Annotated in this window: 30 protein-coding genes; 6 read left to right on the top strand and 24 right to left on the bottom strand. The window is 72.1% G+C overall.

The features are described 5' to 3' along the window. Positions 1-132 precede the first annotated feature (132 nt). A complete protein-coding gene (locus Cco03nite_RS23570; RefSeq protein ID WP_203694354.1) occupies positions 133-429 on the top strand; it encodes a DUF2631 domain-containing protein in 297 nt (98 codons plus the stop codon). A 79-nt stretch (positions 430-508) separates the two neighbouring features. Here Cco03nite_RS23570 and Cco03nite_RS23565 read toward each other — a convergent pair whose 3' ends face one another. The 8 genes from Cco03nite_RS23565 to Cco03nite_RS23530 all read right to left on the bottom strand — a co-directional run bounded on the left by Cco03nite_RS23565 (position 509) and on the right by Cco03nite_RS23530 (position 8,517). Further along, on the bottom strand, positions 509-1,591 hold the full coding sequence (locus Cco03nite_RS23565) for a DivIVA domain-containing protein (RefSeq protein ID WP_203694353.1): 1,083 nt from the start codon (positions 1,589-1,591) through the stop codon (positions 509-511). Positions 1,592-1,688: 97 nt separating this feature from the next. After that, positions 1,689-2,816 carry a dual-specificity RNA methyltransferase RlmN gene (rlmN, locus tag Cco03nite_RS23560; protein ID WP_203694352.1) on the bottom strand — a complete coding sequence of 376 codons (1,128 nt, stop codon included), beginning with the start codon at positions 2,814-2,816 and terminating at the stop codon, positions 1,689-1,691. Between the two features lie 108 nt (positions 2,817-2,924). Continuing rightward, the gene (locus Cco03nite_RS23555) at positions 2,925-3,872 is read right to left on the bottom strand and encodes a phosphatidate cytidylyltransferase (protein ID WP_203694351.1); all 948 of its coding nucleotides are present in this window, start codon (positions 3,870-3,872) and stop codon (positions 2,925-2,927) included. Next, positions 3,872-4,429: a ribosome recycling factor gene (gene frr / locus Cco03nite_RS23550; RefSeq protein WP_203694350.1), complete on the bottom strand. Its 558-nt coding sequence runs from the start codon at positions 4,427-4,429 to the stop codon at positions 3,872-3,874. The genes Cco03nite_RS23555 and frr overlap by 1 nt, the downstream gene beginning before the upstream one ends. 447 nt (positions 4,430-4,876) lie before the next feature. Further along, positions 4,877-5,596: a UMP kinase gene (gene pyrH / locus Cco03nite_RS23545; protein ID WP_120318522.1), complete on the bottom strand. Its 720-nt coding sequence runs from the start codon at positions 5,594-5,596 to the stop codon at positions 4,877-4,879. Positions 5,597-5,704: 108 nt separating this feature from the next. Then, complete coding sequence (gene tsf, locus Cco03nite_RS23540) at positions 5,705-6,532, bottom strand: translation elongation factor Ts (protein WP_203694349.1); 828 nt, start codon at positions 6,530-6,532, stop codon at positions 5,705-5,707. 78 nt (positions 6,533-6,610) lie between these two features. Beyond that, on the bottom strand, positions 6,611-7,438 hold the full coding sequence (gene rpsB, locus Cco03nite_RS23535) for a 30S ribosomal protein S2 (RefSeq protein WP_203694348.1): 828 nt from the start codon (positions 7,436-7,438) through the stop codon (positions 6,611-6,613). Between the two features lie 248 nt (positions 7,439-7,686). After that, positions 7,687-8,517: a hypothetical protein gene (locus Cco03nite_RS23530; protein ID WP_203694347.1), complete on the bottom strand. Its 831-nt coding sequence runs from the start codon at positions 8,515-8,517 to the stop codon at positions 7,687-7,689. Between the two features lie 161 nt (positions 8,518-8,678). Here Cco03nite_RS23530 and Cco03nite_RS23525 point away from each other — a divergent pair, with 161 nt between their 5' ends. From Cco03nite_RS23525 to Cco03nite_RS23510, 4 genes are read left to right on the top strand one after another with little or no spacing between them, the layout of a single operon-like run. After that, the gene (locus Cco03nite_RS23525) at positions 8,679-9,038 is read left to right on the top strand and encodes a YraN family protein (RefSeq protein ID WP_203694346.1); all 360 of its coding nucleotides are present in this window, start codon (positions 8,679-8,681) and stop codon (positions 9,036-9,038) included. Positions 9,039-9,065: 27 nt separating this feature from the next. Then, on the top strand, positions 9,066-10,586 hold the full coding sequence (locus Cco03nite_RS23520; RefSeq protein ID WP_203694345.1) for a YifB family Mg chelatase-like AAA ATPase: 1,521 nt from the start codon (positions 9,066-9,068) through the stop codon (positions 10,584-10,586). Continuing rightward, positions 10,583-11,788, top strand: coding sequence for a DNA-processing protein DprA (gene dprA / locus Cco03nite_RS23515; RefSeq protein ID WP_203694344.1), 1,206 nt, complete (start codon positions 10,583-10,585; stop codon positions 11,786-11,788). The genes Cco03nite_RS23520 and dprA overlap by 4 nt, the downstream gene beginning before the upstream one ends. 11 nt (positions 11,789-11,799) lie before the next feature. Continuing rightward, the gene (locus tag Cco03nite_RS23510) at positions 11,800-12,969 is read left to right on the top strand and encodes an aminotransferase class V-fold PLP-dependent enzyme (RefSeq protein WP_203694343.1); all 1,170 of its coding nucleotides are present in this window, start codon (positions 11,800-11,802) and stop codon (positions 12,967-12,969) included. On the opposite strand, the gene Cco03nite_RS23505 is transcribed toward Cco03nite_RS23510, so the two are convergent. From Cco03nite_RS23505 to Cco03nite_RS23440, 14 genes are all read right to left on the bottom strand, one after another. Beyond that, positions 12,893-13,525, bottom strand: a complete 633-nt coding sequence (locus tag Cco03nite_RS23505; RefSeq protein WP_373314309.1) for a M23 family metallopeptidase — start codon at positions 13,523-13,525, stop codon at positions 12,893-12,895. The two genes, Cco03nite_RS23510 and Cco03nite_RS23505, sit on opposite strands and share 77 nt — an antisense overlap. A gap of 119 nt (positions 13,526-13,644) precedes the next feature. Then, positions 13,645-13,962, bottom strand: coding sequence for a DUF2469 domain-containing protein (locus tag Cco03nite_RS23500; protein ID WP_020523399.1), 318 nt, complete (start codon positions 13,960-13,962; stop codon positions 13,645-13,647). Positions 13,963-14,028: 66 nt separating this feature from the next. Continuing rightward, positions 14,029-14,733 carry a ribonuclease HII gene (locus Cco03nite_RS23495; RefSeq protein WP_203694342.1) on the bottom strand — a complete coding sequence of 235 codons (705 nt, stop codon included), beginning with the start codon at positions 14,731-14,733 and terminating at the stop codon, positions 14,029-14,031. Further along, a complete protein-coding gene (locus Cco03nite_RS23490) occupies positions 14,727-15,191 on the bottom strand; it encodes an NUDIX hydrolase (RefSeq protein WP_203694341.1) in 465 nt (154 codons plus the stop codon). Before Cco03nite_RS23490 ends, Cco03nite_RS23495 begins: the two co-directional genes overlap by 7 nt. A 53-nt stretch (positions 15,192-15,244) precedes the next feature. Continuing rightward, the gene (lepB, locus tag Cco03nite_RS23485; protein WP_203694340.1) at positions 15,245-15,886 is read right to left on the bottom strand and encodes a signal peptidase I; all 642 of its coding nucleotides are present in this window, start codon (positions 15,884-15,886) and stop codon (positions 15,245-15,247) included. Between the two features lie 54 nt (positions 15,887-15,940). Next, positions 15,941-16,576, bottom strand: a complete 636-nt coding sequence (gene lepB, locus Cco03nite_RS23480; protein ID WP_203694339.1) for a signal peptidase I — start codon at positions 16,574-16,576, stop codon at positions 15,941-15,943. A 35-nt stretch (positions 16,577-16,611) separates the two neighbouring features. Next, positions 16,612-17,499 (bottom strand): signal peptidase I, encoded by an 888-nt coding sequence (gene lepB / locus Cco03nite_RS23475; RefSeq protein ID WP_239167598.1) that lies wholly within the window; start codon positions 17,497-17,499, stop codon positions 16,612-16,614. A 175-nt stretch (positions 17,500-17,674) separates the two neighbouring features. Further along, on the bottom strand, positions 17,675-18,031 hold the full coding sequence (gene rplS / locus Cco03nite_RS23470; protein WP_203694338.1) for a 50S ribosomal protein L19: 357 nt from the start codon (positions 18,029-18,031) through the stop codon (positions 17,675-17,677). 162 nt (positions 18,032-18,193) lie between these two features. Then, the gene (gene trmD, locus Cco03nite_RS23465) at positions 18,194-18,964 is read right to left on the bottom strand and encodes a tRNA (guanosine(37)-N1)-methyltransferase TrmD (RefSeq protein WP_203694361.1); all 771 of its coding nucleotides are present in this window, start codon (positions 18,962-18,964) and stop codon (positions 18,194-18,196) included. A 5-nt stretch (positions 18,965-18,969) separates the two neighbouring features. Continuing rightward, positions 18,970-19,488: a ribosome maturation factor RimM gene (gene rimM / locus Cco03nite_RS23460; protein ID WP_203694337.1), complete on the bottom strand. Its 519-nt coding sequence runs from the start codon at positions 19,486-19,488 to the stop codon at positions 18,970-18,972. Positions 19,489-19,506: 18 nt separating this feature from the next. Further along, a complete protein-coding gene (locus tag Cco03nite_RS23455) occupies positions 19,507-19,770 on the bottom strand; it encodes an RNA-binding protein (RefSeq protein ID WP_120318507.1) in 264 nt (87 codons plus the stop codon). Beyond that, positions 19,742-20,206: a 30S ribosomal protein S16 gene (gene rpsP / locus Cco03nite_RS23450; protein ID WP_203694360.1), complete on the bottom strand. Its 465-nt coding sequence runs from the start codon at positions 20,204-20,206 to the stop codon at positions 19,742-19,744. Before rpsP ends, Cco03nite_RS23455 begins: the two co-directional genes overlap by 29 nt. Before the next feature lie 121 nt (positions 20,207-20,327). Next, positions 20,328-20,996, bottom strand: coding sequence for a DUF402 domain-containing protein (locus Cco03nite_RS23445; protein ID WP_203694336.1), 669 nt, complete (start codon positions 20,994-20,996; stop codon positions 20,328-20,330). Positions 20,997-21,085: 89 nt separating this feature from the next. Continuing rightward, positions 21,086-21,739 (bottom strand): ribonuclease FAU-1 family protein, encoded by a 654-nt coding sequence (locus Cco03nite_RS23440; RefSeq protein ID WP_203694335.1) that lies wholly within the window; start codon positions 21,737-21,739, stop codon positions 21,086-21,088. A 198-nt stretch (positions 21,740-21,937) separates the two neighbouring features. Here Cco03nite_RS23440 and Cco03nite_RS23435 point away from each other — a divergent pair, with 198 nt between their 5' ends. Continuing rightward, positions 21,938-22,315 carry a hypothetical protein gene (locus Cco03nite_RS23435; protein ID WP_203694334.1) on the top strand — a complete coding sequence of 126 codons (378 nt, stop codon included), beginning with the start codon at positions 21,938-21,940 and terminating at the stop codon, positions 22,313-22,315. 55 nt (positions 22,316-22,370) lie between these two features. Here the strand turns inward: Cco03nite_RS23435 and proS are convergent, their stop codons facing one another. Beyond that, positions 22,371-23,780, bottom strand: a complete 1,410-nt coding sequence (gene proS, locus Cco03nite_RS23430) for a proline--tRNA ligase (RefSeq protein WP_203694333.1) — start codon at positions 23,778-23,780, stop codon at positions 22,371-22,373. Between the two features lie 178 nt (positions 23,781-23,958). Further along, the gene (locus tag Cco03nite_RS23425; protein ID WP_203694332.1) at positions 23,959-25,041 is read right to left on the bottom strand and encodes an amidohydrolase family protein; all 1,083 of its coding nucleotides are present in this window, start codon (positions 25,039-25,041) and stop codon (positions 23,959-23,961) included. Positions 25,042-25,071 lie beyond the last annotated feature (30 nt).

Below are 25,071 nucleotides of genomic sequence, written 5' to 3'. Positions count from 1 at the left end.
GATCCGCACTTCACGTTTCCCTTCTCGCCGCGTAAGCCGACCTGATAGACGCTACCTGAGCGCTCCGGCGGGCCCGCCCACCGCCACCTCGGCTGTGGGATGCCGGACTCCCCCCGAGCTCTCGATCACGACATGCCAGACTGTATTGCCGCCACCGCGACGCGCGCCGTCGGCGGAGGCCTGGAGTCGAGAGAGAAGGACCTGATCGTGGCCGCAGAAGAGCCGGTAACCTCGCCCGACCAGCACGCTCCCACCCCGGTGAAGGCCGCCCGGATCGCCGGGACCGTGGTGATCGTCATGCTGCTGCTGATGCTGTTCGGCAACCACGAGGGCAACGTCGAGTCGATCTGGCTGATCAGCATCGCCGGCATCCTCGCCGCGATCATGATCATCGACATCGTGCTGCGCCGCAACGGCCTGCGCGACTGATCCGGTCGCCGGGAGCTGTCAAAACGGCCCCGGCCGCGCCCTTCGCAGGGTCGCGGCCGGGGCCGTCGTGCTTTCGCGGTCAGCGCCGGGCGACGATGTCGCGCACCTCGCGCAGCGCCTGCTCGACCTCGGCCTCGTAGTAGCCGCCGGGAACCAGGCCGAGCCGGCCCGGGTCGAGCTCGCCCTCGTTGACCGTGCCGCCGGTGCGGCCGGACAGCGAGCCCAGGACGGTCTCGAACAGCCGGTCGACCTGCTGCGGGTCGTAGCCGCTGCCGAACCGGCGCAGCTGGAACGTACGCCGCAGCTGGTCCACCCGGGCCAGCTCACCGGTGTAGGCCGGGCCCGCGGGCGCCGCCGGCGGCGGGGGCGGAGGCGGGGCGAAACCGCCGCCGCCACCGTACGTGGACGGGTTCGCCGAGGCGGGCGGCACCGCGCCGAACGTGTTCGTGGCGTCGTTGTCGTAGCCGCGCTGGGGCGCGCCGCCGCCGTACACCGGCTGCTGCGCGGTCACCGAGCCGAAACCGCTGCTCGGCCCGTACGGGTCGACGCGCGGCGGCTCGTTGCGCGGGGGCTCCGGCATGCGCGGCGGCTGCGGCCGCTCCATCCGGATCTCACTGGTCATGTCGGCCCGGCCGTGGCCGCCGCCGAAGCCGTCGAAGCTGCCCTGCGGGCCGGGCGGCACCACCGGGACCTGGCCACCCGTGTTCGGGCCCATCCCGGGCTGGCCCGCGTACGACGGCTGCTCGTCGAAGCGCGGCTGCTCGTAACGCGGCAGGGCGCCGCTCGGCGCGTTGGCGGCCGGCGTGCGGGTCGGCAGCGGCGGGGGCGGCGGGCCCATGCGATCCGGCAGCGGCGCGGGGGCGGGCGTCGGCGCACCCAGGCCGGCGCGCAGCTCAGCGCCGCGACCCGGCGCGGCCGGCCGCTCCTCCAGCTCGGCGAGCTGGCGCTCGACCCGGTCGAGGTGCAGGTCGACCTGCCACTCGTCGTATCCGCCGAAGCGCACCCGGAACACGACGTCGCGGACCTCCTGCGACCTCACCTCGGGACCGACGGGGGCGCCGTTGAGCGTCGCCTCCACCCGGTCGAGGAAGGTGTCCACCTCGTCGACCTTGTAACCGCGACGGACCGCCCGGCGGCGGAACCGCTGACCATGCGAGCTCACGACGAAACCTCAATCCTGCTGACGCTCATGCCTTCTCCTCGCCGCGCTCGCACGCAGGCATGAGTCCAAGGCCTCATGATTCGCTCGCAACGCTCGCTCATGCCTCAACCTCGCTCGCAGCCAACTGTCCACATGCGCCGTCAATCTCGCGTCCCCGGGTGTCACGCACCGTAGTGGCCACTCCGGCCGCGCGCAACCTCCGGACGAACTCCCGCTCGACCGGCTTGGGACTGGCGTCCCACTTGCTGCCGGGCGTGGGGTTGAGCGGGATGAGATTGACGTGCGCCAGCCGCCCCGCAAGCAGGCGACCCAGCAGGTCGGCCCGCCACGGCTGGTCGTTCACGTCCCTGATCATGGCGTACTCGATGCTGACCCGGCGGCCCGTGCGAGCGGCGTACGCCCACGCGGCGTCGAGCACTTCGGCGACCTTCCACCGCTGGTTCACCGGCACGAGTTCGTCGCGAAGGTCATCATCGGGCGCGTGCAGCGAGAGCGCAAGAGTCACGGAGAGGTCTTCCTCCGCGAGCTTGCGCATCGCCGGGACCAGACCCACGGTGGAGACCGTCACGTGCCGCTGGGACAGCCCCAGGCCCTCCGGAGCCGGGCTGGTCAGGCGGCGCACCGCGGCGATGACCCGGTTGTAGTTGGCCAGCGGCTCGCCCATGCCCATGAAGACCACGTTGCTCAGCCGGCGGGGCTCGCCGCCCATCACGCCCGACTGCGCGACCCCGGCGAGGTACACCACCTGGTCGACGATCTCGGCGGTGGACAGGTTGCGGGTCAGGCCGGCCTGGCCGGTGGCGCAGAACGGGCACGCCATGCCGCAGCCGGCCTGGCTGGAGATGCAGACCGTGACCCGGTCGCCGTAGCCCATCAGCACGCTCTCGACCATGGAGCCGTCGTGCAGCCGCCACAGCGCCTTGCGCGTGGCGCCGTCGTCGCAGGCCAGCTCGCGGACCGGGGTCAGCAGTTTCGGCAGCAGCTGCTCGGACAGCCGCTCGCGGGCCGCGGCCGGGATGTCGGTCATGCCGGCCGGGTCGCGCTCCAGCCGCCCGAAGTAGTGCGTCGACAGCTGGGTGGCGCGGAACGCCTGCTCGCCCAGGTCGGACACGGCGCTGCGCCGACCGGCGAGATCCAGGTCGGCCAGGTGGCGCGGGGGCATGGAGGCGCGGCGCGCAGTGGCACCGTCACCATCGGTAACGGAAATCAACGGAAGGCTCGTCATGACTGGTCCAGTGTCCCACGTCCACGCGAGGGCGACAGCCCTCGATGGTGCCAACAGTGCTGCTCGGGGTGGTGCCACGCCTGCCCGCGCCGCCCGCTGTGTCTCACCTCACGCCACGGGCGCGAGCACGGACAGCAACAGGTACGCGGTCGGCACGGCGAAGACGATCGAGTCCAGCCGGTCCATGATGCCGCCGTGACCGGGCAGGATGTTGCTCATGTCCTTGATGCCGAGGTCGCGCTTGAGCAGCGACTCGGCGAGGTCGCCGAGCACCGCCGCGACGGACACCACCATGCCGAACAGCACGCCCTTCCAGGGCGCCACGTCCAGCAGGGCCCACAGGATCGCCGCGCTGCCCGCGCCGGTCGCGACGATCGAACCGGCGAAGCCCTCCCAGGACTTCTTCGGGCTGATCGTCGGGGCCATCGGGTGCTTGCCGAACAGCACACCCGCCACGAAACCGCCGGTGTCGGAGAGCACGACCGCGGCCAGCGTCGCCAGAATCCGGTACTTGCCGTCCTCGGGCGTGGTCAGCGGCGCGGCGAAGCCGAGCAGGAACGGGACGTACACCATGATCAGCGCGGCCGCGCCGATGTCGCGCTGGTAGCCGGCCGGGCCGTCGCCCATCCGCCACACCATGGTGGCCAGCACGGTGATCAGCAGGCCGATGCTGAGCGCGTCGACGCCGGAGAACCAGGCCAGGCACATCATCGCCACCCCGCCGCCGAGCAGCGGGATCAGCGGCGGCCGGGCCCCGGAGGTGCGCAGCGCCCGGGTCATCTCCCAGACGCCCAGACCGGCCGCGGCCACCAGGATCACCAGGAACAGCGGCTTGAAGAAGAACAGCGGCGTCAGGATGACCAGCAGCAGGCCGACCGCGACCAGGATGGAGACGGGCACGTTGCGCCCGGCCCGGCCGTAGTCCTTGGCGGCCGGGGCCGGCTCGTCGACGGGGCCGTCGGAGGGGTCGTCATACGCGTCGGGCGCGGCATCGTAGGGCTGCCGCGCCCGGGAAGCGCCGGACCGGCGAGGGTCCGTGTCGTATGGCTCGCTCATCAGACTTCGAGCAGCTCGACTTCCTTGTGCTTGATGAGCTCGTCGATGTGCGCCACGTACTTGGCGGTCAGGTCGTCGAGCTCCTTCTCCGCCCGGCGCCCGTCGTCCTCGCCCGCCTCGCCGTCCTTGACGATGCGGTCGAGCTCCTCCTTGGCCTTGCGGCGCACGTTGCGGATGGCGACCTTGGCGTCCTCACCCTTGCCCCGCGCGACCTTGGTCATGTCGCGGCGGCGCTCCTCGGTCATCGGCGGCACGAGGATGCGCAGCTGGGTGCCCTCGTTGCCCGGGTTGACGCCCAGGTCCGAGTCGCGGATCGCGCGCTCCATCGCGCCCAGCTGGGACGCGTCGTACGGCTTGATGATCACCATGCGCGGCTCGGGCACGCCGATCGAGGCCATCTGCGGCAGCGGGGTGGGCGTGCCGTAGTAGTCGATCACGATCTTGGAGAACATCGCCGCGTTGGCACGGCCCGTGCGGATCGCCGCGAACTCCTCCTTCGCGTGGTCGACCGCCCGGTCCATCTTCTCCTCGGCCTCGAGGAGGGTGTCGTCGATCACGGGCTTCTCCGTCTCTGATCGTGTGCCGCGTCCGACCCGGTGGCGGCGCGGCAGCCTGTGGGCCCCGTTCCGCGGCGCACCTGGTCGCCGGGCACTGACTCCGTGCTGTGCTCTGTCTTCGATCATCCGCCTGCCGGCGGCGTCATGCTCGTATCACGTCCGAGCCCGCGTGGACGTGTCCGCGAACCGCGTACCGTCTCCACGCCCGGAACCCGTCCGCCACGCGGCCATAGGGTACCGCCCGCCACGCCCGCCCCTGCGCGAGGCGTCCACCCCACCCGCCACCACCGTCCCACCGCCCCACCCCCCGTGCCGTAACTCTTGAAGAGTCGCGCTCACCGTGCCCGCCTGATGCCGCAAGTCTTCAAGAGTTGCGGCAGGAGGTGGGGCCGGCCGGCCCGGGCGGCCGGGCGTGGGGTGGGATGGGTGGGATGGGTGGGCAGGGTGTCAGGAGGCGGTGATGAGGGTGCCGATCTTGTCGCCGCTGACGGCGCGGACGATGGTGTCGTCGCCCTCGGCGCCGAAGACGAGCATCGGCAGGCCGTTGTCGGCGCAGAGGCTGAACGCGGCGGCGTCGGCCACCCGGATGTTCTGCCGCAGCACCTCGCTGAACGTGATCTGGTCGATCCGGACCGCGTCCGGGTTGGTACGCGGGTCGGCGGTGTAGACCGCGTCCACGCCGTTCTTGCTCATCAGCACCACGTCGGCGTGGATCTCCAGCGCGCGCTGGGCCGAGACGGTGTCGGTGGTGAAGTACGGCATGCCGGCGCCGCCGCCGAAGATCACGACGCGGCCCTTCTCCAGGTGCCGGATGGCGCGCAGCGGGATGTACTGCTCCGCGACCTGGGCCATCGTGATCGCGGTCTGCACCCGCGTCTCGATGCCCTCCTTCTCCAGGAAGTCCTGCAGCGCCAGGCAGTTCATCACCGTGCCCAGCATGCCCATGTAGTCGGCGCGGGCCCGGTCCATGCCGCGCTTCTGCAGCTCGGCCCCGCGGAAGAAGTTTCCTCCGCCGACGACCACGGCGACCTGCACGCCGCGGCGCACCACGGTGGCGATCTGGCGGGCGACCCCGGCCACGACGTCCGGATCGACGCCGACCTCACCACCGCCGAAGACCTCGCCGGAGAGCTTCAGCACGACCCGGTTGAACTGGTGTCCGGACATCAGCGACCTTTCGTCTCACCGTCGGCGACCCCGACGACGGTATGGAAAAGGGAGGCCGTGGCTGCCACCAGCGACCTCCCTCCTTCAGTACGTTCCGCTCGGGGCGGCTCAGGCCTGGCCGACCTCGAACCGCGCGAAGCGGGTGACCTCGATGCCGGCCTCGGCCAGCACCTGCTTCACCGTCTTCTTCTGGTCGGTGACCGACGGCTGCTCGATCAGGACGAAGTCCTTGAAGAACGAGTTCACCCGGCCCTCGATGATCTTCGGCAGGGCGGCCTCGGGCTTGCCCTCCTCGCGAGCGGTCTGCTCGGCGATGCGGCGCTCGGACTCGACGACCTCGGCCGGCACCTCGTCACGGGTGACGAACTTCGGGCGCATGGCCGCGATCTGCATCGCGACCGAGCGGGCGTCGTCCGCGCCGGCCTCGTCGGACTTGCCGGTGTACTGCACAGCGACACCCACCTGCGGCGGCAGGTCGGCGCTCTTGCGGTGCATGTACACCGCGACAGCGCCCTCCAGCACCGCGAAGCGGCCGATGACCAGCTTCTCGCCGATCTTCGCCGACTGGTCCTGCATGAGGTCGGCGACGGTGCCGTCACCGATCTTCGACGCGAGCAGCGCGTCGACGTCGGCCGGCTTGATCTCGGCGACGTGCGCGACCAGCTGCTCGGCGAGCGCGATGAACGCGTCGTTCTTGGCGACGAAGTCCGTCTCGCAGTTCAGCTCGAGGATCGCGGTGCCCTTGTGGGCGACCAGACCGTTGGCGGTGGAGCGGCCGGCGCGCTTGCCGACATCCTTGGCGCCCTTGACGCGCAGGATCTCCACGGCCTTGTCGAAGTCGCCCTCGGCCTCCTCGAGCGCCTTCTTGCAGTCCATCATGCCGGAGCCGGTCAGCTCACGGAGCCGCTTGACGTCTGCAGCGGAAATAGTGGACATCAGTTCCCTCTTTGGTAGAAGACTTCGCAAGTCGTACCACACGGTGCGGGTCCGGGACCCGCACCGTGTGACAGCGGGTCACTCAGCGGCGGGCGCGGCAGCAGCCTCGGCGGCCGGCTTGTCACCGGTCAGCAGCTCCTGCTCCCACTCGGCCAGCGGCTCGTCGGCCGCGACGGTGCCGGGCTCCGGCTTCACGTCGCCGCCGCGCGCGGCCTTGCCCGAGCGGGCGATCAGGCCGTCGGCGACCGCGGTCGCGATGACCTTGGTCAGCAGCTCGGCCGAGCGGATCGCGTCGTCGTTGCCCGGGATCGGGAAGTCGACCTCGTCCGGGTCGCAGTTCGTGTCCAGGATCGCGATCACCGGGATGCCCAGCTTGCGGGCCTCGTCGACGGCGATGTGCTCCTTCTTGGTGTCCACGATCCAGACCGCGGCCGGGAGCTTCTGCATGTCCCGCAGACCACCGAGGGTCTTGGTGAGCTTGGTCTTCTCCCGCGACAGCTGCAGGGTCTCCTTCTTGGTGTACCCCGCGGCGGTGCCGGTCAGGTCGATCGACTCCAGCTCCTTCATCCGCTGCAGCCGCTTGTACACCGTCTGGAAGTTGGTGAGCATGCCGCCCAGCCAGCGGTGGTTGACGTAGGGCATGCCCACGCGCGCGGCCTGCTCGGCCACGGCCTCCTGGGCCTGCTTCTTCGTGCCGACGAACAGCACGGTGCCGCCCTCGGCGACGGTGTTGCGGACGAAGCTGTACGCCTTCTCGATGTAGTCGAGCGTCTGGCGCAGGTCGATGATGTAGATGCCGTTGCGCTCGGTGAAGATGAAGCGCTTCATCTTCGGGTTCCAGCGACGGGTCTGGTGACCGAAGTGAACGCCGCTCTCCAGCAGCTGGCGCATGCTGACAACAGCCATGTGCAGGCCAATCTTCTCGGCACGGGCCTGGGGCCCGTGCGTTCCCTGGTTGAACCGGTGGCCGGTGGCCGCCGCCTGGCGCCCGATCGTCGGCCATGGTGGAACCCCGCGAACGGGGACCAGGGAGGCCGCCGCCCAGCCTGACGACAGGCGGGAGGGCGCGCGAAGTCGACCACGTGAAGTGGTCGCGATACCCAAGTGTACGCGGTGCCCCGGGTCACTCTCCCCCGGGACACCGTTCGCGGCCGCTACGCGGCGGTGGCGGCCGCCAGCATCAGCGCCGCGCCCACCAGCAGGTAGGCCAGCGGCGTGCGCAGCCAGACCCGGGGGCCCTGGAACTGCACCGCGGTGGCCGCGCCCGTGGTCAGCGCGTACAGGCCGAGCGCGAGGAACGGGAACGCGGTCATCGCCAGCAGCGGCGCCAGCACCAGCCCGGCATCGCTCTTGAACAGGCCCGCCAGCAGCGACTTGAACATCATCAACTCGCCGAAGCCGGCCAGCGCCCAGAACGCGACCAGCAGCGCCGGCCGCTTGCTGCGGTAGATCCCGTCGGACTCGGCCACCGAACGGCGTACCGCGGCCGAGTCGACGGTCGAGGTCGGCTGCTGGATCGGGTCCGGGTTGCCCATCGGCTGGCCGCCGAGCGCGGGCGGCGCGGCCGGTCCGCGCTCACGCGGGCTTCGCGGGGCGAAGTCGATGTCGGGCATCGGCTCGGCCGGGCGCTGGCCGCGCGGCACGAAGTCCGGGTCCGGCGCGCCCGAACGGCTCCCGCGCGGGGCGAAGTCGGGGTCGGCGGGCGGCATCTGCTGGCCGGACCGCTGGCCGCGCGGCGCGAAGTCGGGGTCGCCCTGGTAGCGGTCGCCGCCCCGATCCCAGTCGCGGTCGTCCCGGCCGCCGCCCGGGCCGCTGCTCAGCTCGGCGAGCGAGGAGTAGCGGCTGTCGCCGGAGCGGGGGGCCGGCACCCGGGAGTCGCCGTCGAAGTCGTATGCGTACTGGTCCGGCGCCCGGCGGTCGTCCCGGCCGCCCCGCTGCTCACGGAAGGGGCTGGGCCACTCGGCGAAGTCGTCATGTCCGTCCACGGCCGCCCACCGTAGAGCAGATTTCAGGTTCGCGCCAACGGGCGGCCGCCTTAACAGATCAACAACATGATCAGGCGTATATCCACAAGCGACGCCCCGTCCACAGCCGACGCCGTTGCGGCCGTGGCGATCCGGCCGGAGCACGTGTTCGCTCGGCGCTCATGACGAAGGTGACACAGGCCCTCGGCGCCTGGGGAGAACGCCTGGCCGCGGCCCATCTGCTGGCCGCGGGCATGGTGCTGCTCGACCGCAACTGGCGCGGCGCGGCCGGGGAGATCGACATCGTGGCGCGCGACGGCGACGCAGTCGTCTTCTGCGAGGTGAAGACCCGCCGTGGTGCGACGTACGGCACACCCGCCGAGGCGGTCGCCCACACCAAGATCCGCCGGCTGCGGCAGCTGGCCGCGCAGTGGCTGGCCGTCAGCGGCGTACGCCCCGGCGAGGTCCGCTTCGACGTGGTCAGCGTGCACGCCCCGCACGGCGGCGACCCCGTCGTCGAGCACATCCGCGGCGCGTTCTGACATGCCGCAGCGGAACGGAGGGACGCGATGAGCTACGCGATGGTGCTGTGCGCCGCGCTGGAGGGCGTCACGGGGCACGTCGTGCGGGTCGAGGCCGATCTGGCCGCGGGCCTGCCGGCGGTGGTGCTGAGCGGGCTGCCGGACACCGCGCTCCACGAGGCCCGCGAGCGGGTGCGCGCGGCGATGGTGAACTCCGGCGAGCCCTGGCCGCAGCGGCGCATCGCCGTCAACCTCGACCCGGCGGACGTACGCAAGCGCGGTTCGGCATTTGATCTCCCCATCGCGCTGTCGATCCTCGGCGGCACCGGCACGCTGCCGCTGGCCGGGCTCGACGACGTGCTGGTGCTGGGCGAACTGGGCCTGGACGGCTCGGTGCGCCCGGTGCGCGGGGTGCTGCCGATGGTGGCCGCCGCCGCGCGCCAGGGCATCGCCAAGGCGATCGTGCCGGTCGGCAACGCCGCCGAGGCGGCGCTCGTGCCCGGGATGCGGGTGCTGGCCGCGGACAGCCTGGGCCGGGTGATCGGCTTCCTGCGCGGCCGGTGCGCCCTGATCGAGCCGCCGGACGCGCTCCCCCAGCCGGCCGGCCCGGAGCCCGACCTGGCCGACGTCGCGGGGCAGGAGATGGGCCGGCTCGGGCTGGAGGTGGCCGCCGCGGGCGGTCACCATCTGGCGCTGTTCGGCCCGCCCGGCGCGGGCAAGACCATGCTGGCGCAGCGGCTGCCCTCGCTGCTGCCGCGGCTGGACGACGCGGCGTCGCTGGAGGTCACCGCGCTGCACTCGATCGCCGGTGTGCTCGCGCCCGGCGAGCCGCTGCTGCGCCGCCCGCCCTACCAGGCGCCCCACCACACCGCGTCGGTGCCGGCGCTGGTCGGCGGCGGCAGCGGGCTGGCCCGGCCCGGCGCGCTGTCGCTGGCGCACCGGGGCGTGCTGTTCCTCGACGAGGCGCCCGAGTTCACCCGGCAGGCGCTGGACACGCTGCGCCAGCCGCTGGAGGACGGGACGGTCACGCTGGGCCGCTCGCGCGGGGTGGTGGTGTACCCGGCGCAGGTGCAGGTGGTGCTGGCGGCCAACCCGTGCCCGTGCGCGCGGCCCACCGGCGATGCCGCGTGCGCCTGCACGCCCCAGGTGCGGCGGCGCTACCTGGGGCGCATCTCCGGGCCACTGCTGGACCGCATCGACATCCAGCTGGAACTGCCCCCGCTGAAGGCGGCACACCTGTTCACCGACGCGACCGCGCGGGAGTCCTCGCCGGTGGTGGCGCGGCGGGTGGCCGCGGCGCGGGACACGGCCGCCGTGCGCTGGGCCGAGCTGGGCGCGCGGTGCAACGGCGAGGTGCCGGGCACCGTGCTGCGGCAGCGCCGCTGGCGGCTGCCCGACGACGTGACCCAGGAGCTGCGCCGGCGGCTGGACACCGGCGTGATGTCCGCCCGGGGCCACGACAAGGTGCTCCGCCTGGCCTGGACGCTGAGCGACCTGGCCGGCCTCGACCGGCCCGGCAAAGCCGAGATCAACACCGCCCTGACCCTGCGTGACGGAGGTAAGCAGTGAACATCGTCGACATCCCCACCGGCTCCGCCGACGAGCAGGCGGTCCACGACGCCCGCCTGGTGCTCGGCAGCCTGGTCGAGCCGGGCAGCCGTCGCCTGTACGAGCTGGTCACCGCGTACGGCCCGGTGGAGGCGCTGGACCGGCTCGCCGCGGGACACGAGAGCGGGCCGCTGGCGGAGGCGGCGACGTTGCGGCTGAACGGCCGGCCGCACGCGGAGCTCGCCGAACGGCTCCGGGAGCGCGCCGAGCGGCTGGGCGTGCGGGTGCTCACCCCCGAGTCCGGCGAGTGGCCGGCCCGGCTGGCCGACCTGCGGCACATCAGCGTCGACGGCCCCAACACGATCGACCGGGACACGTACCCGCCGCACTGCCTGTGGCTGCGCGGGCCGCACCGGCTCGACGACACGGTCGAGCGGTCCGTGGCCATGGTCGGCGCGCGGGCCAACACGGTCTACGGCACGCACGCCGCCACGGAGCTGGGCTACGGGCTGGCCGACCGGGGCTGGACGGTGGTGTCCGGGGGCGCGTACGGCATCGACGCGGTGGCGCACCGGGCCGCGCTGGCCGCGGGCGGGCTCACCGTGGCGGTGCTGGCCTGCGGCGTGGACCGGCCGTACCCGCTGAGCAACAACAACCTGTTCGACCAGATCGCCGAGGAGGGCCTGCTGATCAGCGAGTGGCCGCCCGGGACCGCCCCGTTCAAGGTGCGCTTCCTGGTCCGCAACCGGGTCATCGCCGCGCTGTCGCGGGGCACCGTGCTGGTCGAGGCGGCCGCGCGCAGCGGCGCCCGGCAGACCCTGCGCCGGGCCCGGCAGCTGCGCCGCGCCGCGATGGCGGTGCCGGGGCCGGTCACCTCGGAACTGTCGGTGGGCTGCCACGAGGAGCTGCGCCGCGAGCCGCACGAGCCGGTGCGCCTGGTCTCCACCGTGGAGCAGGTGCTGGAGGAGGTCGGCGGCATCGGCGAGCTGGCACCGGTGCCCCGGGGCGCGGCGCGGCCGCAGGACGTGCTCGATCCGATGGAGCGGCAGCTGGTGGACGCGGTGCCGCGACGCGGCGGGGCGTACGCCGAGCAGATCGCCGCCGACGCCGGGGTGTCCCTGCGCGGCGCGCTGGCGATCCTGCCGTCCCTGGTCCTGCGCGGCCACCTGCGCGAGCACGGCGGCGGTTACGCCAGACCCCTGCCGGCCCGGAAGAAGGCCTAGACTCCGGGTACATGATCGGTGATCCCCCCGCCCCGCTGGACGGGGCCCGCGAACTGTTCGCGCTCGACCCGGCGGTCGCTCATGTCAACCACGGCTCGTTCGGCGCGGTCCCGCTGCCGGTCCGCGCGGCCCGGCAGCGGCTGATCGACGAGCACGACGCGAACCCGACCAGATTCGTCACGTCGCGGCTGTGGCAGCGGGTCGCCGCGGCACGCGAGGTCACGGCGGAGTTCTGCGGCGCGGACCCCGCGGGCACCGCGTTCGTCGCCAACGCCACCACCGGCACCGCGATCGTGCTGGCGGCGGTCGCGCCGGGCGCGGGCGACGAGATCGTGGTCACCGACCACGGCTACCACGCCGTCGAGCTGGCCGTGGACGAGCAGCGGCGGCGGCACGGCGTACGCGTGGTGACCGCCCCGGTCGAACTGGGCGCGTCCGAGGCCGACACGGTCGCCGCGGTGCTGGACCGGGTCGGCCCGCGCACCCGGCTCGTGATCGTCGACCAGGTGTCCTCGGCCACCGCGCAGCGGCACCCGGTGCACGCGCTCGCCGACGCGCTGCGCGAGCGCGGGGTGCCGCTGCTGGTCGACGGCGCGCACGCGCCCGGCATGCTGGACCGCCCGGTGGCCGGGCTGGCCGCCGACTTCTGGGTGGGCAACCTGCACAAGTGGGCGTACGCGCCGCCGGGGAGCGCGCTGCTCCAGGTCGCCCCGGACTGGCGGGAGCGCATGGTGCCGCTGGTCGTGTCGCACTCCCAGCCGGACGGCTTCCCACTGTTCCTGGAGCAGCAGGGCACCCTCGACCACAGCCCCTGGCTGGCCGCGCCGGTCGGGCTGGACGTGTTCGGCCGCTACGGCTTCGCCACGATCCAGCGGCACAACGTCGCGCTCGCCGCGTACGGGCAGCGGGTGATCGGCGAGGCGCTCGGCCTGGACCCGGACGCGCTGCCCGACCCGGGCCCGGAGGTGCCGATGCGGCTGCTCCCGCTGCCCGCGAGCGCGGCCCGCGACTTCACCGAGACGGCCGCGCTACGCACCCGGATCAGCGTCGAACTCGGCGCCGAACCGAACGTGATGTGGTGGCGCGAGCGCCCCTACCTGCGCATCAGCGCCCAGATCTACAACACGGCCGCCGACTACGAACGCCTCGCCGCGGGCCTGCCGGGCCTGCTGCGCGGCTGAGCGGGAACCGCAGCGGACTGCGGCCGCCGGGCAGCAGGCGCACCCGGGCGAGCCCGAGCACGGCGAGCGGGTCGAGGTAGACGACTCCGCGCCGCAGTCCCCAGTGCAGGCAGGCTGCCGCCGGGCAGCCCGCGTGCCCGGCGGCGAGCAGGCCCAGCGGGGTGCCCGCGGAGACGGCGTCGCCGGCCTCGACCAGCGGTTCGACGGGTTCGTACGTGGTGCGCAGGCCGTTCGGATGGTCGACGCTCACCACGCCGCGCCCGGCGAGCACCCCCGCGTAGACGACGGTTCCGGCACCCGCGGCCAGCACCGGCGTGCCCGCGTCCGCGGCCAGGTCCACACCGCGGTGGCCCGGCAGCCAGGGCAGCGGTGGCGGGTCGAATCGGCGGACCAGGCGTGGCGTGCCCGCCAGCGGCCAGCGCCAGCCGGCCACCGCCCGTGGCTCGGCGGCGAGGTGCGCTCGGACGCCGGGCGAGACCCGGTCACCCACGGGCATGGGCAACGACGAGCCGATGAGCAGCAGGAGCGCCGCGGTGGGCGCGATGGTCGTTCTCACGGCGGCAGCGTGCCCGACGAGCGGGCCGCCTCGCGACGAGCGACGGGGCACGCCTGTGGACAACCGGACGGTTGGGGACAACCGCCCGATCACGCGCCCGGTGTGCTAGTGCCGGATGCTCAGAAGCCGCCCTCGGTGGGCAGCGAGATGTCGGGCTTCTCCAGCTCCTCGACGTTCACGTCCTTGAAGGTCATCACCCGGACATTCTTCACGAAGCGGGCGGGACGGTACATGTCCCAGACCCAGGCGTCGTGCATCTCGACCTCGAAGTAGACCTCGCCGTCGGAGTTGCGCACGTGCAGGTCCACCTGGTTGGCCAGGTAGAACCGGCGCTCGGTCTCCACCACGTAGGAGAATTGGCGCACGATGTCGCGATACTCCCGGTAGAGCTGCAGCTCCATGTCGGTCTCGTACTTCTCGAGATCCTCTGCGCTCATCGCTCGCCCTCCTGCGGCCCACATCCTGCCGATGAACCGTACCGCGCCGCGCCCAGCGGCGCGCGTTTAGCCACGGAGGCCGGTCGACGCCGTCAGCTCGGCCACCCCGCGCGTCCCGTTCCGCCCCCGCTCCGCCCGTGCCACGTTCTGGTACGAGCGCCGGTGCACCGGGCTCGGCCCGTGCTCCTCCAGCGCCGCCTGGTGCTCGGCGGTGCTGTACCCCTTGTGCAGCGCGAAGCCGTACTGCGGGTACACCATATCGAGCTGTGTCATGATCCGGTCGCGCGACACCTTCGCCAGCACGCTGGCGGCCGCGACACAGGCCGCGACCTGGTCACCCTTCCACACCGCGAGGTTGGGCACGCCCAGCCCGTCCACCGGGAAGCCGTCGGTCAGCACGTACGCCGGGCGGGCCGTCAGCGCCGCCAGCGCGCGCCGCATCGCCGCCACGTTGCACACGTGCAGCCCGCGCCGGTCGATCTCGTCGGGTTCGATGACCACCACGGCGTACGCCACCGCGGTCGCCCGGACCACCTCGAAGATCCGGTCCCGGGTAGCCGGGGTGAGCAGCTTCGAGTCGGTCAGCCCCTCGATCTCGGCCCGCTTGCCGTCCGGCAGCACCACCGCCGCGGCCACCAGCGGCCCCGCACAGGCCCCGCGGCCCGCCTCGTCGGCGCCGGCCACCACCGCGAAGCCGCGGCGCTGCAGCGCGCGCTCCAGGGCGTAGACGCCGCCGTCCACGCGCAGCACCGGGCGCGACGGGCTCAGCACGGGCCGACCCCCGCGCCGTCCAGCACCGCGACCAGGTCGGCCGGGTAGAGGACCTCCGCGGTCTCCCGCAGCTCCGGCACGCTCCACCAGTGGTGGGCGTGCACCCACTTCTGCTCGACCTCGTCGAAGCCGCTGGTGTCGACGCGCCACTCGGGCACCCGTACCAGATAGAAGTCCTGCTCCTGGCGGTAGGCGACGCCGTCGAAGGAGAACTCCGCGACCTCCGAGTGCACGACGGGGCCGAGCTCGGCCGAGGGCACGGCGAGACCGGTCTCCTCGAAGAGCTCACGGGCCGCCGCCTGCGCGGTCGTCTCGCCGTCGTCGAGACCGCCGCCCGGGGTGAACCAGTACTGCACGTCCGGGTGACGGGGGTCGCTGCCGCGGAACAGCAGCAGCCGTCCGGCGGCGTCCACCAGCAGCACCCGTCCGGCCCGCCTCGACCGGCGCTCCACCTGCATGACATGCAGCCTAATTCGTGCGGCCCGCCCGGCACACGCCGGGCGCGGCGGCCTCAGGCGGCGGGCGACGGCCCCGGCACGGCCGCGAAGGTCTCCGGCACGGTCAGCCAGGTGGCCCGGCCGAACGGCCAGAACAGCACGAACGCGCGCCCGACCAGCGCCTCCAGCGGGATGGTGGCCTGCATGATGTCCTGGTTGTGGCCGTTGTAGTTGGCCAGCGAGTCCGCCGAGGCCTCGCGGTGGTCGCCCATCACCCAGACCCGGCCCGCGGGCACCGTGATGTCGAACTTCTGCGGAGCCATCTTGTTGCCCGGATAGACGTACGGCTCGTCCAGCGGCTGCCCGTTGACGGTGATCCGGCCCTGCGCGTCGCAGCAGACCACATGGTCACCGGGCACACCGATGATCCGCTTGATGAAGTCCTCCTGCTCCACCGAGCTGCGCCAGGTCAGCGGGGCCTCGAAGACCACGATCTCGCCCCGGGCCGGCTCGCCGAACTCGTAGGCGAGCTTGTTGACCAGCACCCGGTTGTCGACGAGCAGCGTCTGCTCCATCGAGCCGGTGGGGATGAAGAACGTCTGCACCACGAACTGCCGCACCAGCAGGGCCACGACGAGGGCCACCACCAGCAGCACCGGCAGTTCTCTCCAGAAGGACCCCCGGCCGCCGCGCGGCTTCTTCTCCTCGTCGATCATGCGCCGGAGCCTACGCGGCGCGCCGGGAACCGGTGGCCCCCGGCTCGCCGCGTGTCAGCCTCCGGACGCGGGCTCGGGCACTCCCGCGAACGTGTCCGGCACGGTCAGCCAGGTGGTCCGGCTGAACGGCCAGAACAGCACGAACGCGCGCCCGATCACCGAGTCCAGCGGGACCGTGGCCTCCTCGATGTTCTGGCCGTGGTTGTTGTAGTTGGCCAGCGAGTCGCCCGAGGCCTCCCGGTGGTCGCCCATCACCCACAGCCGGCCCTCGGGGATGGTGACGTCGAACTCCTCGGGCGCCATCTTGTTGCCCGGGTAGACGTACGGCTCGTCGAGCGGGTGGCCGTTGACCTGGATCCGGCCCTGCGGGTCGCAGCACACCACGCGGTCGCCGGGCACGCCGATCACCCGCTTGATGTAGTCCTCGTGCTCCGGGGTGTTACGCCAGCTCTGCGGCGACACGAAGACGATGATCTCGCCGCGCTCCGGCGCCCGGAAGTCGTAGACGAGCTTGTTGACCAGCACCCGGTCGTCGAGGTCCAGAGTGTGCTCCATCGACCCGGAGGGGATGAAGAACGTCTGCACCACGAACTGCCGCACCAGGAACGCCACGATGATGGCCACACCCAGCAGGATCGGCAGCTCGCGCCAGAACGACCCTTTGCTGCTTTTGGTCTGCTCGTCAATCACGCACGGAGCCTACGCGGCGAAACTGAAAACGACGATCACCCGAGCTGTGTTGCCCTGTCGCGTGTAAGCCTGCGGCGTACCACCACCGCGCCGAGCAGCAGCGGCAGGGCCACCGACACCGACGCGCCGGGGGCCGGGCCGGCCGCGCCCGCCGCCAGTTCCGCGTCGGGCACCTTGTCGAACACCTCCTGGTGGGCCACCGAGCCCCAGCGGCTGAACGGCAGCGCGACCACCATCGCCTTGCCGATCACGTCGTCGATCGGCACCTGGCCCTGGCAGCGCGAATCCTGTGACACCAGGCGGTGGTCACCCATCACGAACAGCATGCCGGGCTCGACGATGACCTCGTCGAAGTCGCGGGTGTTGCAGGTCTTGTCGCCCTTGTCGCCGCGCGGGGAGTTGCGGATCACGTACGGCTCGTCGATCGGCACGCCGTTGACGTAGATCCGGCCGTCGACGTCGCAGCAGGACACCCGGTCACCCGGCAGCCCGATGACGCGCTTGATGAAGTCCTTCTCCCCCGGCTGGCTGATGCCGACGAGGTCGCCGACGGTGCGGCCGAGCTTGGAGAAGAAGCCCGCATCCGGGTCCGCGCCGTTCTCCGGAGCCCAGTTGTCGGGCCCTTTGAAGACGATGACCTCGCCGCGCTCGGGGTCGCGGAACTCGTACACCACCTTGTTGACCAGGACGCGGTCGCCGACGAGGAGGGTGTCCTCCATCGAGCCGGACGGGATGTAGAACGCCTGCATCAGGAACGTGCGGATGAGCACCGCCAGGCAGAACGCCACCACCAGCAGCAACGGAAGCTCCTGCCACAGCGGCATGCCCTTACGGCCGCGGCCCCGCCGGCGCCGGCGCTTCTTCCACTGCTCGCCCGTGAACCCGTCGTCGTGGGAGGACCTACTGGTGGGGAGAAGTGCCACAGCTGCCGCCGCTCGTGAAGTTCGCCACTGGATGTCGGCCGCAAGCCTAGAAGAACGGAGAACTTTTCGGGAGTCCCGTTCCGGTACTGATACGAGCTTTAACAAAGGGCGCCTACACGAACGGGCGGTGACACCCGAAGGGGTGTCACCGCCCGTGATCGTCGAGGACGAGGTCTCAGGCGACCTTGGCCTCGCGCAGCTCCTTGATCTTCGCCTTCTTGCCGCGAAGGTCGCGCAGGTAGTAGAGCTTGGCGCGGCGCACGTCACCACGGGTCACGACCTCGACGCGGTCGATGGCGGGACCGTGGAGCGGGTAGGTGCGCTCGACACCCACGCCGAAGCTCAGCTTGCGGACCGTGAAGGTCTCGCGCAGGCCCGAGCCCTGGCGACGGATCACGACGCCCTGGAAGACCTGCACACGGGACCGGTTGCCCTCGACGACCCGGGCGTGCACCTTCACGGTGTCACCGGCCCGGAACATGGGAAGGTCGGTCCGCAGGGAGGCGGCGTCAAGTACGTCCAGCGTTTGCATCGCTGCATCCTTGAATCTCAGCGCATCGGTTGCCGATACGCGTGTGGGCGATACTGACCCAGGCTGGTGCCGCACGAGGGCGGCGGTCCGCTTGGGTCCTCGTCGTCGGCCACGGCGTGCCCGACAGACGGCAGCTGTCACCGTCCGCGGACGGCAACCTCTCTACTCTGCCACATCGACCCGGCGGGCCGGAAATCCAGCCTCGTCGAGCAGGGCAAGGTCACGTTTGTCCAGCGTGGCCGGGTCGAGCGCGGCCAGCAGGTCGGGCCGCCGGGATGCGGTACGCAGCAGCGCCTGGTCGCGCCGCCAGCGGGCGATTCTCCCGTGGTCGCCGGAGCGCAGGATGTCGGGCACGTCGTGCCCGCGCCACGACTGCGGCTTGGTGTACACCGGCGTCTCCAGCAGCCCGTGCGCGTGCGACTCGTCGGCCAGCGAGTCGGCGTTGCCGAGCACACCCGGGATCAGCCGGGTGATCGCCTCCAGCATCACCAGCACCGCGACCTCGCCGCCGAACAGCACGTAGTCGCCCAGCGAGACCTCGCTGACCGGCATGCGTTCCGCGGCGTGGTCCAGCACCCGCTGGTCGATCCCCTCGTACCGGCCGCACGCGAACACCAGGTGCGGCTCGGCGGCCAGCTCGTACGCGGTGGCCTGGGTGAACGGGGCGCCGGCCGGGGTCGGCACCACCAGCCGCGCCGGGGCGCCCTGCGGCACCAGCTCGTCCAAGGCCTGGCCCCACGGCTCGGGCCGCATCACCATGCCCGGCCCGCCGCCGTACGGGGTGTCGTCGACGGTGCGGTGCACGTCGTGCGTCCACCCGCGCAGATCGTGCAGGCGCAGGTCGAGGACCCCGGTGGTGCGCGCCCTGCCGATGAGCGACAGCTCCAGCGGGGCGAAGTACTCGGGGAAGATGCTGACGACGTCGACGCGGATGCCCGTCACAGGTCGAACAGCCCGCCGGGCGGGTCGACGGTGATCCGGCCGCCGGCCACGTCCACCTCGGGCACGATGGCGCTGACGAACGGGATGAGGCCGGTCCGGCCGTCGGGCATGCGTACCACCAGCAGGTCCGACGCCGGCGCGTGGTCGATGCGGAGGACCTTGCCCAGCGGCTCCCCGGCGACGGTGACCACGTCGAGCCCGACCAGCTGGTGATCGAGATACTCGTCCGGGTCCTCCGGCATGGGGACGTCGGCGGAGTCGACGTTGAGGACCGCGCTCTTGGCCAGCTCGGCCATGTTGCGGTCGGGGATCTCCGCGAAGGTCACGATCAGCTCGCCCGAGTGCGGGCGCGCCTCCTCCACGGTCAGCTTGCCCGGCAGTCCCGCCACGGCGGGCTCGACGATCAACGTCGAGCCCACCGCGAAGCGCAACGCGGGCTCGTCAGTACGCGGATGCACCAGGACCTCGCCCCGGATGCCGTGCGCGCGCATGACGTGTCCGACGATCAGAAGCATGTGACTGCTGATCCGCCGTCAGAACGCGTCGACGATGTCGACACGGATGCCCTTGCCGCCGACCGAGCCGACCACCTGGCGCAGGGCCCGTGCGGTGCGACCACCACGGCCGATGACCGTGCCGAGGTCCTCGGGGTGAACCCGGACCTCCAGCCGCGGCCCGCGGCGGTTGTCGACCAGACGCACCCGGACGTCGTCCGGGTGGTCCACGATGCCCTTGACGAGGTGCTCCAGCGCGGGCCGGAGGGCTGCGTCAGCTCTGCTGCTCGTCGCCGGCCGCAACAGCCTGCTCCTCAACCTTGGCCTCGGCTGCCGGCTCGGCAGCCTTCTCCGCCTTCGCGGCCTTCTTCGCCGGGGCGGCCTTGGCGGGCTCGAGGCCCGCGGCAGCCTGGGCGGCGGCCTCGTAGGTCGACTTGCGGTCGGCCTTCGGCGCGGCCACCAGCAGCGGCGGCGGGGCCGGCAGGCCCTTGAACTTCTGCCAGTCGCCGGTCTTGGAGAGGATGGCGATCACGGACTCGCTCGGCTGCGCGCCGACCGACAGCCAGTGCTGCACCCGGTCCGACTTGACCTCGATGACCGAAGGGTCTTCCTTCGGCTGGTAGATACCGATGTACTCGATCGCCTTGCCGTCGCGCTTGGTGCGCGAGTCGGCGACGACGATGCGGTACTGCGGGTTGCGGATCTTGCCCATCCGCAGAAGCCGGATACGAACGGCCACGGTTTTACACTCCTGTGGGATTGAGGTGAGCGCCATCGCCCTGCGTGGGGTTGCCGGGCTCCGTTGCTCGAGACATCGCCGCGCCCCGGAAGTTAGAGGGCAGCCGGAAACGCACCGAATATCAGCTAGCCATTGTGCCAGACGGAACCGGACGGATCGCGCGCGGGCGGTCCCAACCCGCTGTGCGTCGCGGCACGGGCCAGGCCGGATCGGGACGGAAATCACACCAGGTCCCGTCGAACGGGAACGCCCCCGCCTCGGCCAGCTCGATCAGCCGCGCCCCGTCAGCCCGGATGCGCGCCGCGCCCGCCTCGTCCCAGTACTCCGCATGGCCGGTCTTGGCGGCCAGCTCTCCCTCGTCCTTCCAGCGCCAGCTCAGGTCCGGCTCCACCAGCACGTCGAGCGCGTTGTCGGCGAAGTCGACGCCGCACACGCCGCCGTCGCGCCAGCGGACGAAGGGCTCCTCGAGGTTGCCGTACCAGCTGCTGAACTCACCGCCCGGGAAGAACCACCACACCGACCATGGCTCCCCCGGCCGCTGCCACATCAGCAGATCGTTGCCGGCCCAGGTCAGCGGCCGCAGGACGGCGTCCGGCCCCAGCTCGTCGAGCGTGCCGTCGTGGTGGCTGCGGCCGTCCTCGGTCAGGATCCGCCAGTACGTCGTGCCCGCCGGCAGCCACAGCAGCAGCCCGCCCGGCCGGTCCTCGACGACCGTGGTGGCCTGCAGAAACGTGATCCGCCCGCCGCGCCAGCACCGCCGCAGCACGGTCTGCCCCGTCTCGAAGTACATGCCCCGCGACCCTACCGACCCGCCCACTCCCCTGCCGCCCCACGGACGGTCCGGGCAGGGCGGTCAGGCGGGGCGGTCAGCCGGGGCGGTCAGGGGCGGTGGACGCGGGGGCGGTCCCAGCCGGCCGGGACCTCGGCGGGCACCGTCCAGGCCGGGTCGGGCTGGAAGTCGCACCAGGTGCCGTCGAACGGGAACGTGCCCGCCTCGATCAGCTTGACCACCCGCTCGCCCTCGGCCCGCACCGCCTCGCCGTCGGCCACCCAGTAGTGCTGCGGGTACGCCAGGCGCTCGGTGAACTCCTCCTCGTCCTTCCAGCGCCAGGACCGGTCCGGGGTCACCACGATGTCGAGGTCCTGGTCCACGATGTCGACCCCGGCCACATCGCCGTCGTCCCAGCGCTGCCCGGACTCCTCCAGGTTGACGTACCACCGGGTGAAGCGGCCATCCTCGTCACGGAAGAACCACACCGAGTGGTCCTCGTCGCGGGGCAGCCACTTGAGCAGGCTCGGCCCCGACCAGGTGACCTCCCAGAGCTTCGTCTCCGTCTCGATCCACTCCGAGAACGGCATGGCCCGCAGGCCGCGCCGGTCGACGGCGAGGCGGTCCAGCATCGGAGCCCCGCGGGGCACCCACAGCAGCAGGCCCTGCTCGTCGTCGGCGGCGACCACGGCGGTCTTGAGCAGGCCGATCCGGTGGCCGTGGAAGTGGCGGTGCAGGATCACCCGTCCGGGTTCGAAACGCATGTGCCAACCCTAGCGAAGAACTTGATTGACCAAGTCGTATGACACTAGAGTCGTCCCGACGCCACAGCACCACCGCAAGACCCCCGGCCGCCATGGGAGGGCGGAAATGGGCGGCTCACCACCGGACTACCGGACCGGATGGGAGTGGGGGCCGCTCCTGAGTAGTCCCGTTCCGCAACACGCTCAGGAGGACAGGGAATGTCGATTCCCATCGAACAGCACCAGCGGCCCGTCGAGAACAAGCGCATCCCGAAGATCGAGGAGGATGTGACCACGGTGATCGTGCAGGTCGGCGAGATCGCCGAGACGCAGCTCAAGCACACCGCGATGCTGGAACGGCACACCGTCTACCACCAGCAGCACCGGTCGGACCTGACCGGGCTGCGGCGCGACCTGGACGACACCCGCGCCGAGATGAACGCCCGCTTCTCGACACTGGACGACGACGTCGCCGGCCTGAAGACCGACGTCGCCGGCCTGAAAACCGACGTCGCCGAGCTGAAGACCGACATGGCGCAGGTCAAGGACACCCTTGGCGTGATCCTGTCGCGCCTGCCGGAGCGACCGGCCGCGTGAGACGGCGAAAGCGGCCCCCGGAGCCTGACCGGGGGCCGCTTTCGTGTCGTCCGGGTCAGTACGAGCGGGCCAGGATCGCGGTCAGGTCAGGCTCGTCCTGCGAGGCCGGGATCGAGCCGTCGGCCCGGAACAGGCAGCGCACCGTGACGGCGCGCTCGTTGGCCAGCGCCTCGCCGTCGACGCCGACCGCGGACCACGGCACCCGGGCCCAGCCGGTGCCGGCCGCTTCCAGGGCCTCGTCCAGGGTGGACACCTCGACGGTGTGCGCCTCGCGACGGGCCAGGGCCTCGTCGTACAGCGCCTTCTGGTCGGCCTCCAGCGCCGCGGTGACCGCGCCCACGGCCTCGCCGAGCTGCAGCGGCGTCTTCGAGCCGTCGAACCGGCGCACCAGCACGACGCGGCCCTCGGCCAGGTCGCGCGGGCCGACCTCGACCCGGATCGGGTAGCCCTTCAGCTCGGCGTCGACGGCGCGGCGGCCGAACGGGGTGTCGACCCGGTCGTCGAGCTTCACCCGGACCCCGGCCGCGGCCAGGTCCTCGACCAGCGTGCGGGCGGCGGAGGTGATCGAGCCGTCGGTCTCCTTGACCACGGTCACCAGCGCCTGGACCGGCGCGAGCGCCGGCGGGATGCGCATGCCGTTGTCGTCGCCATGGCACATGATCAGGCCGCCGAGCATGCGGGTGGACGTGCCCCACGAGGTCGTCCACGCGTACTCGCGGGTGCCGGCCTGCGAGGAGTAGCCGATGTCGAACGCCTTGGCGAAGTTCTGGCCGAGCTCGTGCGAGGTGCCCATCTGCAGCGCCTTGCCGTCGCCCATCATCGCCTCCAGCGTGTACGTGCTGGTGGCGCCCGCGAAGCGCTCGCGGTTGGTCTTGCGGCCCAGCACGACCGGGATGGCGAGCAGGTCACGCATGTGGCGCTCGTACACCTCGTGGTGGATCTTCAGCGTGTAGTCCTTGGCGTCGGCCTCGGTGGCGTGGGCGGTGTGCCCCTCCTGCCACAGAAACTCCGACGTGCGCAGGAAGACCCGCGGGCGCATCTCCCAGCGGACCACGTTGGCCCACTGGTTGAGCAGCAGCGGCAGGTCACGGTAGGAGTCGACCCACTTGGCCATGAACTCGCCGATGACGGTCTCGCTGGTGGGGCGCACCACGACCGGCTCGGCGAGCTGCTTGCCGCCGCCGTGGGTGACCACCGCGAGCTCGGGCGAGAAGCCCTCGACGTGCTCGGCCTCGCGCTTGAGGTAGCTCTCCGGGATGAACAGCGGGAAGTACGCGTTCTCCGCGCCCGCCGCCTTGATCCGGGTGTCCATGTCGGCCTGCATCCGCTCCCAGATGGCATACGCCGTCGGTCGGATGACCATGGTGCCCCGGACCGGGCCGTTGTCGGCCAGCTCAGCCTTGGAGATCAGGTCCTGGTACCAGCGGGGGAAGTCTTCCGCCCGGGGAGTGAGCACACGCGCCATAGCGGGTCATCCTACTGACCCGCCCGGCCCGCGCTCCCCCCAGCCCGCCCGTGTCCCACCCCGCCCGCCGCCCGAAGTGCTCAAGATCGCCCGACTTGCCAGGCACAGGGGCGAAAGCGCACCCAAGATACGCACACCTGCCCGGCAACTCGAACGATCACGGGCCGCGTGGGCCGAGTCAGCGGACGACGCGGCCGCGCAGGACGATGCGTTGCGGGGCGAGGAGGGTGCGCAGGTCCTGCCGGGGGTCTTCGGCGTAGACGGTGAGGTCGGCCAGGCCGCCTTCGGTGAGGCCGGGGAAGCCCAGCCAGTCGCGGGCGCGCCAGGAGCCGGCCGCGAGCACGTCGAGCGCGGACATGCCCGCGGCGTGCAGGCGCAGCATCTCCTGCGCGGCCAGGCCGTGCGCGATGCCGCCGCCCGCGTCGGAGCCGACGTAGATCGGGACCCCGGCCTCGGCCGCCGCGGACACGACACCCGGGAAGCGGTCGCGCAGGGCGAGCATGTGTTTGGCGTACCCGGGGAACTTCGCCTCGGCCCGCTCCGCGATGTGCCCGAACGTCTCGATGTTGATCATTGTGGGCACCAGGGCGGTGCCCCGGCGCGCCATCTCGTCGATCAAGTCGAGGGACAGGCCCGTCCCGTGCTCGACGCAGTCGATGCCCGCGCGGACCAGCGTCGCGACGCTCGACTCCTCGAAGCAGTGCGCGGTGATGCGCGCCCCCGCCGCGTGGGCCGCGGCCACGGCCGCGGTGAGCGTCGCCTCGTCCCAGGCCGGGGCGAGGTCGCCGCGGTCGCGGTCGATCCAGTCGCCGACCAGCTTCACCCAGCCCGTGCCCGCGGCCGCCTGCCGGGTCACTTCGGCGACCACCTGGTCGGCGGGCACCTCGACGCCGATCTCGGGCAGATACCGCCGCGGCGGCGCGACGTGCCGGCCCGCGCGGGCCAGTCGCGGCACGTCGTGGTCGTCGTCGAGCTGGGCGTACGGGAACGGCGAACCCGCGTCCCGGATCGCCAGCACCCCGGCGTCCCGGTCGGCGTACGCCAGCTCCCGCGCCTGCTCCAGGCTGGTCACCGGGGCCCCGCCGGGCGCGATGCCGATGTGGCAGTGCGCGTCGACCAGGCCCGGCAGCACCCAGCCGCCGTCGCTGATCGTCCGCGCCCCGGCCACCGGGGTCAGGGACACCCGGTCGCCGACCAGCCACAGATCGCGGACCTCGTCGTCGGGGAGCACCACGCCCCGCACATGCAGCGCCGTCGCCATGCTGGCACTGTGCCACACGGTTGATCACGG

The sequence above is a fragment of the Catellatospora coxensis genome, assembly GCF_016862635.1.
GTDB classification, from domain to species: domain Bacteria; phylum Actinomycetota; class Actinomycetes; order Mycobacteriales; family Micromonosporaceae; genus Catellatospora; species Catellatospora coxensis.
Note: the sequence above shows the minus strand (reverse complement) of the source record. Positions and strands in the feature narration are given on the sequence as shown.

What these genes read in the sequence shown, in the direction of transcription:
- Cco03nite_RS23500 (WP_020523399.1), bottom strand. Translation starts at nt 13,962, where the DNA reads ATGAGCGCAGAGGATCTCGAGAAGTACGAGACCGACATGGAGCTGCAG.
- Cco03nite_RS23435 (WP_203694334.1), top strand. Translation starts at nt 21,938, where the DNA reads ATGTCGATTCCCATCGAACAGCACCAGCGGCCCGTCGAGAACAAGCGC.
- rlmN (WP_203694352.1), bottom strand. Translation starts at nt 2,816, where the DNA reads ATGACGAGCCTTCCGTTGATTTCCGTTACCGATGGTGACGGTGCCACT.
- Cco03nite_RS23440 (WP_203694335.1), bottom strand. Translation starts at nt 21,739, where the DNA reads ATGCGTTTCGAACCCGGACGGGTGATCCTGCACCGCCACTTCCACGGC.
- Cco03nite_RS23520 (WP_203694345.1), top strand. Translation starts at nt 9,066, where the DNA reads ATGAGCTACGCGATGGTGCTGTGCGCCGCGCTGGAGGGCGTCACGGGG.
- Cco03nite_RS23445 (WP_203694336.1), bottom strand. Translation starts at nt 20,996, where the DNA reads ATGTACTTCGAGACGGGGCAGACCGTGCTGCGGCGGTGCTGGCGCGGC.
- Cco03nite_RS23570 (WP_203694354.1), top strand. Translation starts at nt 133, where the DNA reads ATGCCAGACTGTATTGCCGCCACCGCGACGCGCGCCGTCGGCGGAGGC.
- proS (WP_203694333.1), bottom strand. Translation starts at nt 23,780, where the DNA reads ATGGCGCGTGTGCTCACTCCCCGGGCGGAAGACTTCCCCCGCTGGTAC.
- Cco03nite_RS23425 (WP_203694332.1), bottom strand. Translation starts at nt 25,041, where the DNA reads ATGGCGACGGCGCTGCATGTGCGGGGCGTGGTGCTCCCCGACGACGAG.
- Cco03nite_RS23525 (WP_203694346.1), top strand. Translation starts at nt 8,679, where the DNA reads ATGACGAAGGTGACACAGGCCCTCGGCGCCTGGGGAGAACGCCTGGCC.
- rplS (WP_203694338.1), bottom strand. Translation starts at nt 18,031, where the DNA reads ATGCAAACGCTGGACGTACTTGACGCCGCCTCCCTGCGGACCGACCTT.
- pyrH (WP_120318522.1), bottom strand. Translation starts at nt 5,596, where the DNA reads ATGTCCGGACACCAGTTCAACCGGGTCGTGCTGAAGCTCTCCGGCGAG.
- rimM (WP_203694337.1), bottom strand. Translation starts at nt 19,488, where the DNA reads ATGCTTCTGATCGTCGGACACGTCATGCGCGCGCACGGCATCCGGGGC.
- Cco03nite_RS23490 (WP_203694341.1), bottom strand. Translation starts at nt 15,191, where the DNA reads ATGCAGGTGGAGCGCCGGTCGAGGCGGGCCGGACGGGTGCTGCTGGTG.
- lepB (WP_203694340.1), bottom strand. Translation starts at nt 15,886, where the DNA reads ATGATCGACGAGGAGAAGAAGCCGCGCGGCGGCCGGGGGTCCTTCTGG.
- rpsB (WP_203694348.1), bottom strand. Translation starts at nt 7,438, where the DNA reads ATGGCTGTTGTCAGCATGCGCCAGCTGCTGGAGAGCGGCGTTCACTTC.
- Cco03nite_RS23555 (WP_203694351.1), bottom strand. Translation starts at nt 3,872, where the DNA reads ATGAGCGAGCCATACGACACGGACCCTCGCCGGTCCGGCGCTTCCCGG.
- Cco03nite_RS23510 (WP_203694343.1), top strand. Translation starts at nt 11,800, where the DNA reads ATGATCGGTGATCCCCCCGCCCCGCTGGACGGGGCCCGCGAACTGTTC.
- tsf (WP_203694349.1), bottom strand. Translation starts at nt 6,532, where the DNA reads ATGTCCACTATTTCCGCTGCAGACGTCAAGCGGCTCCGTGAGCTGACC.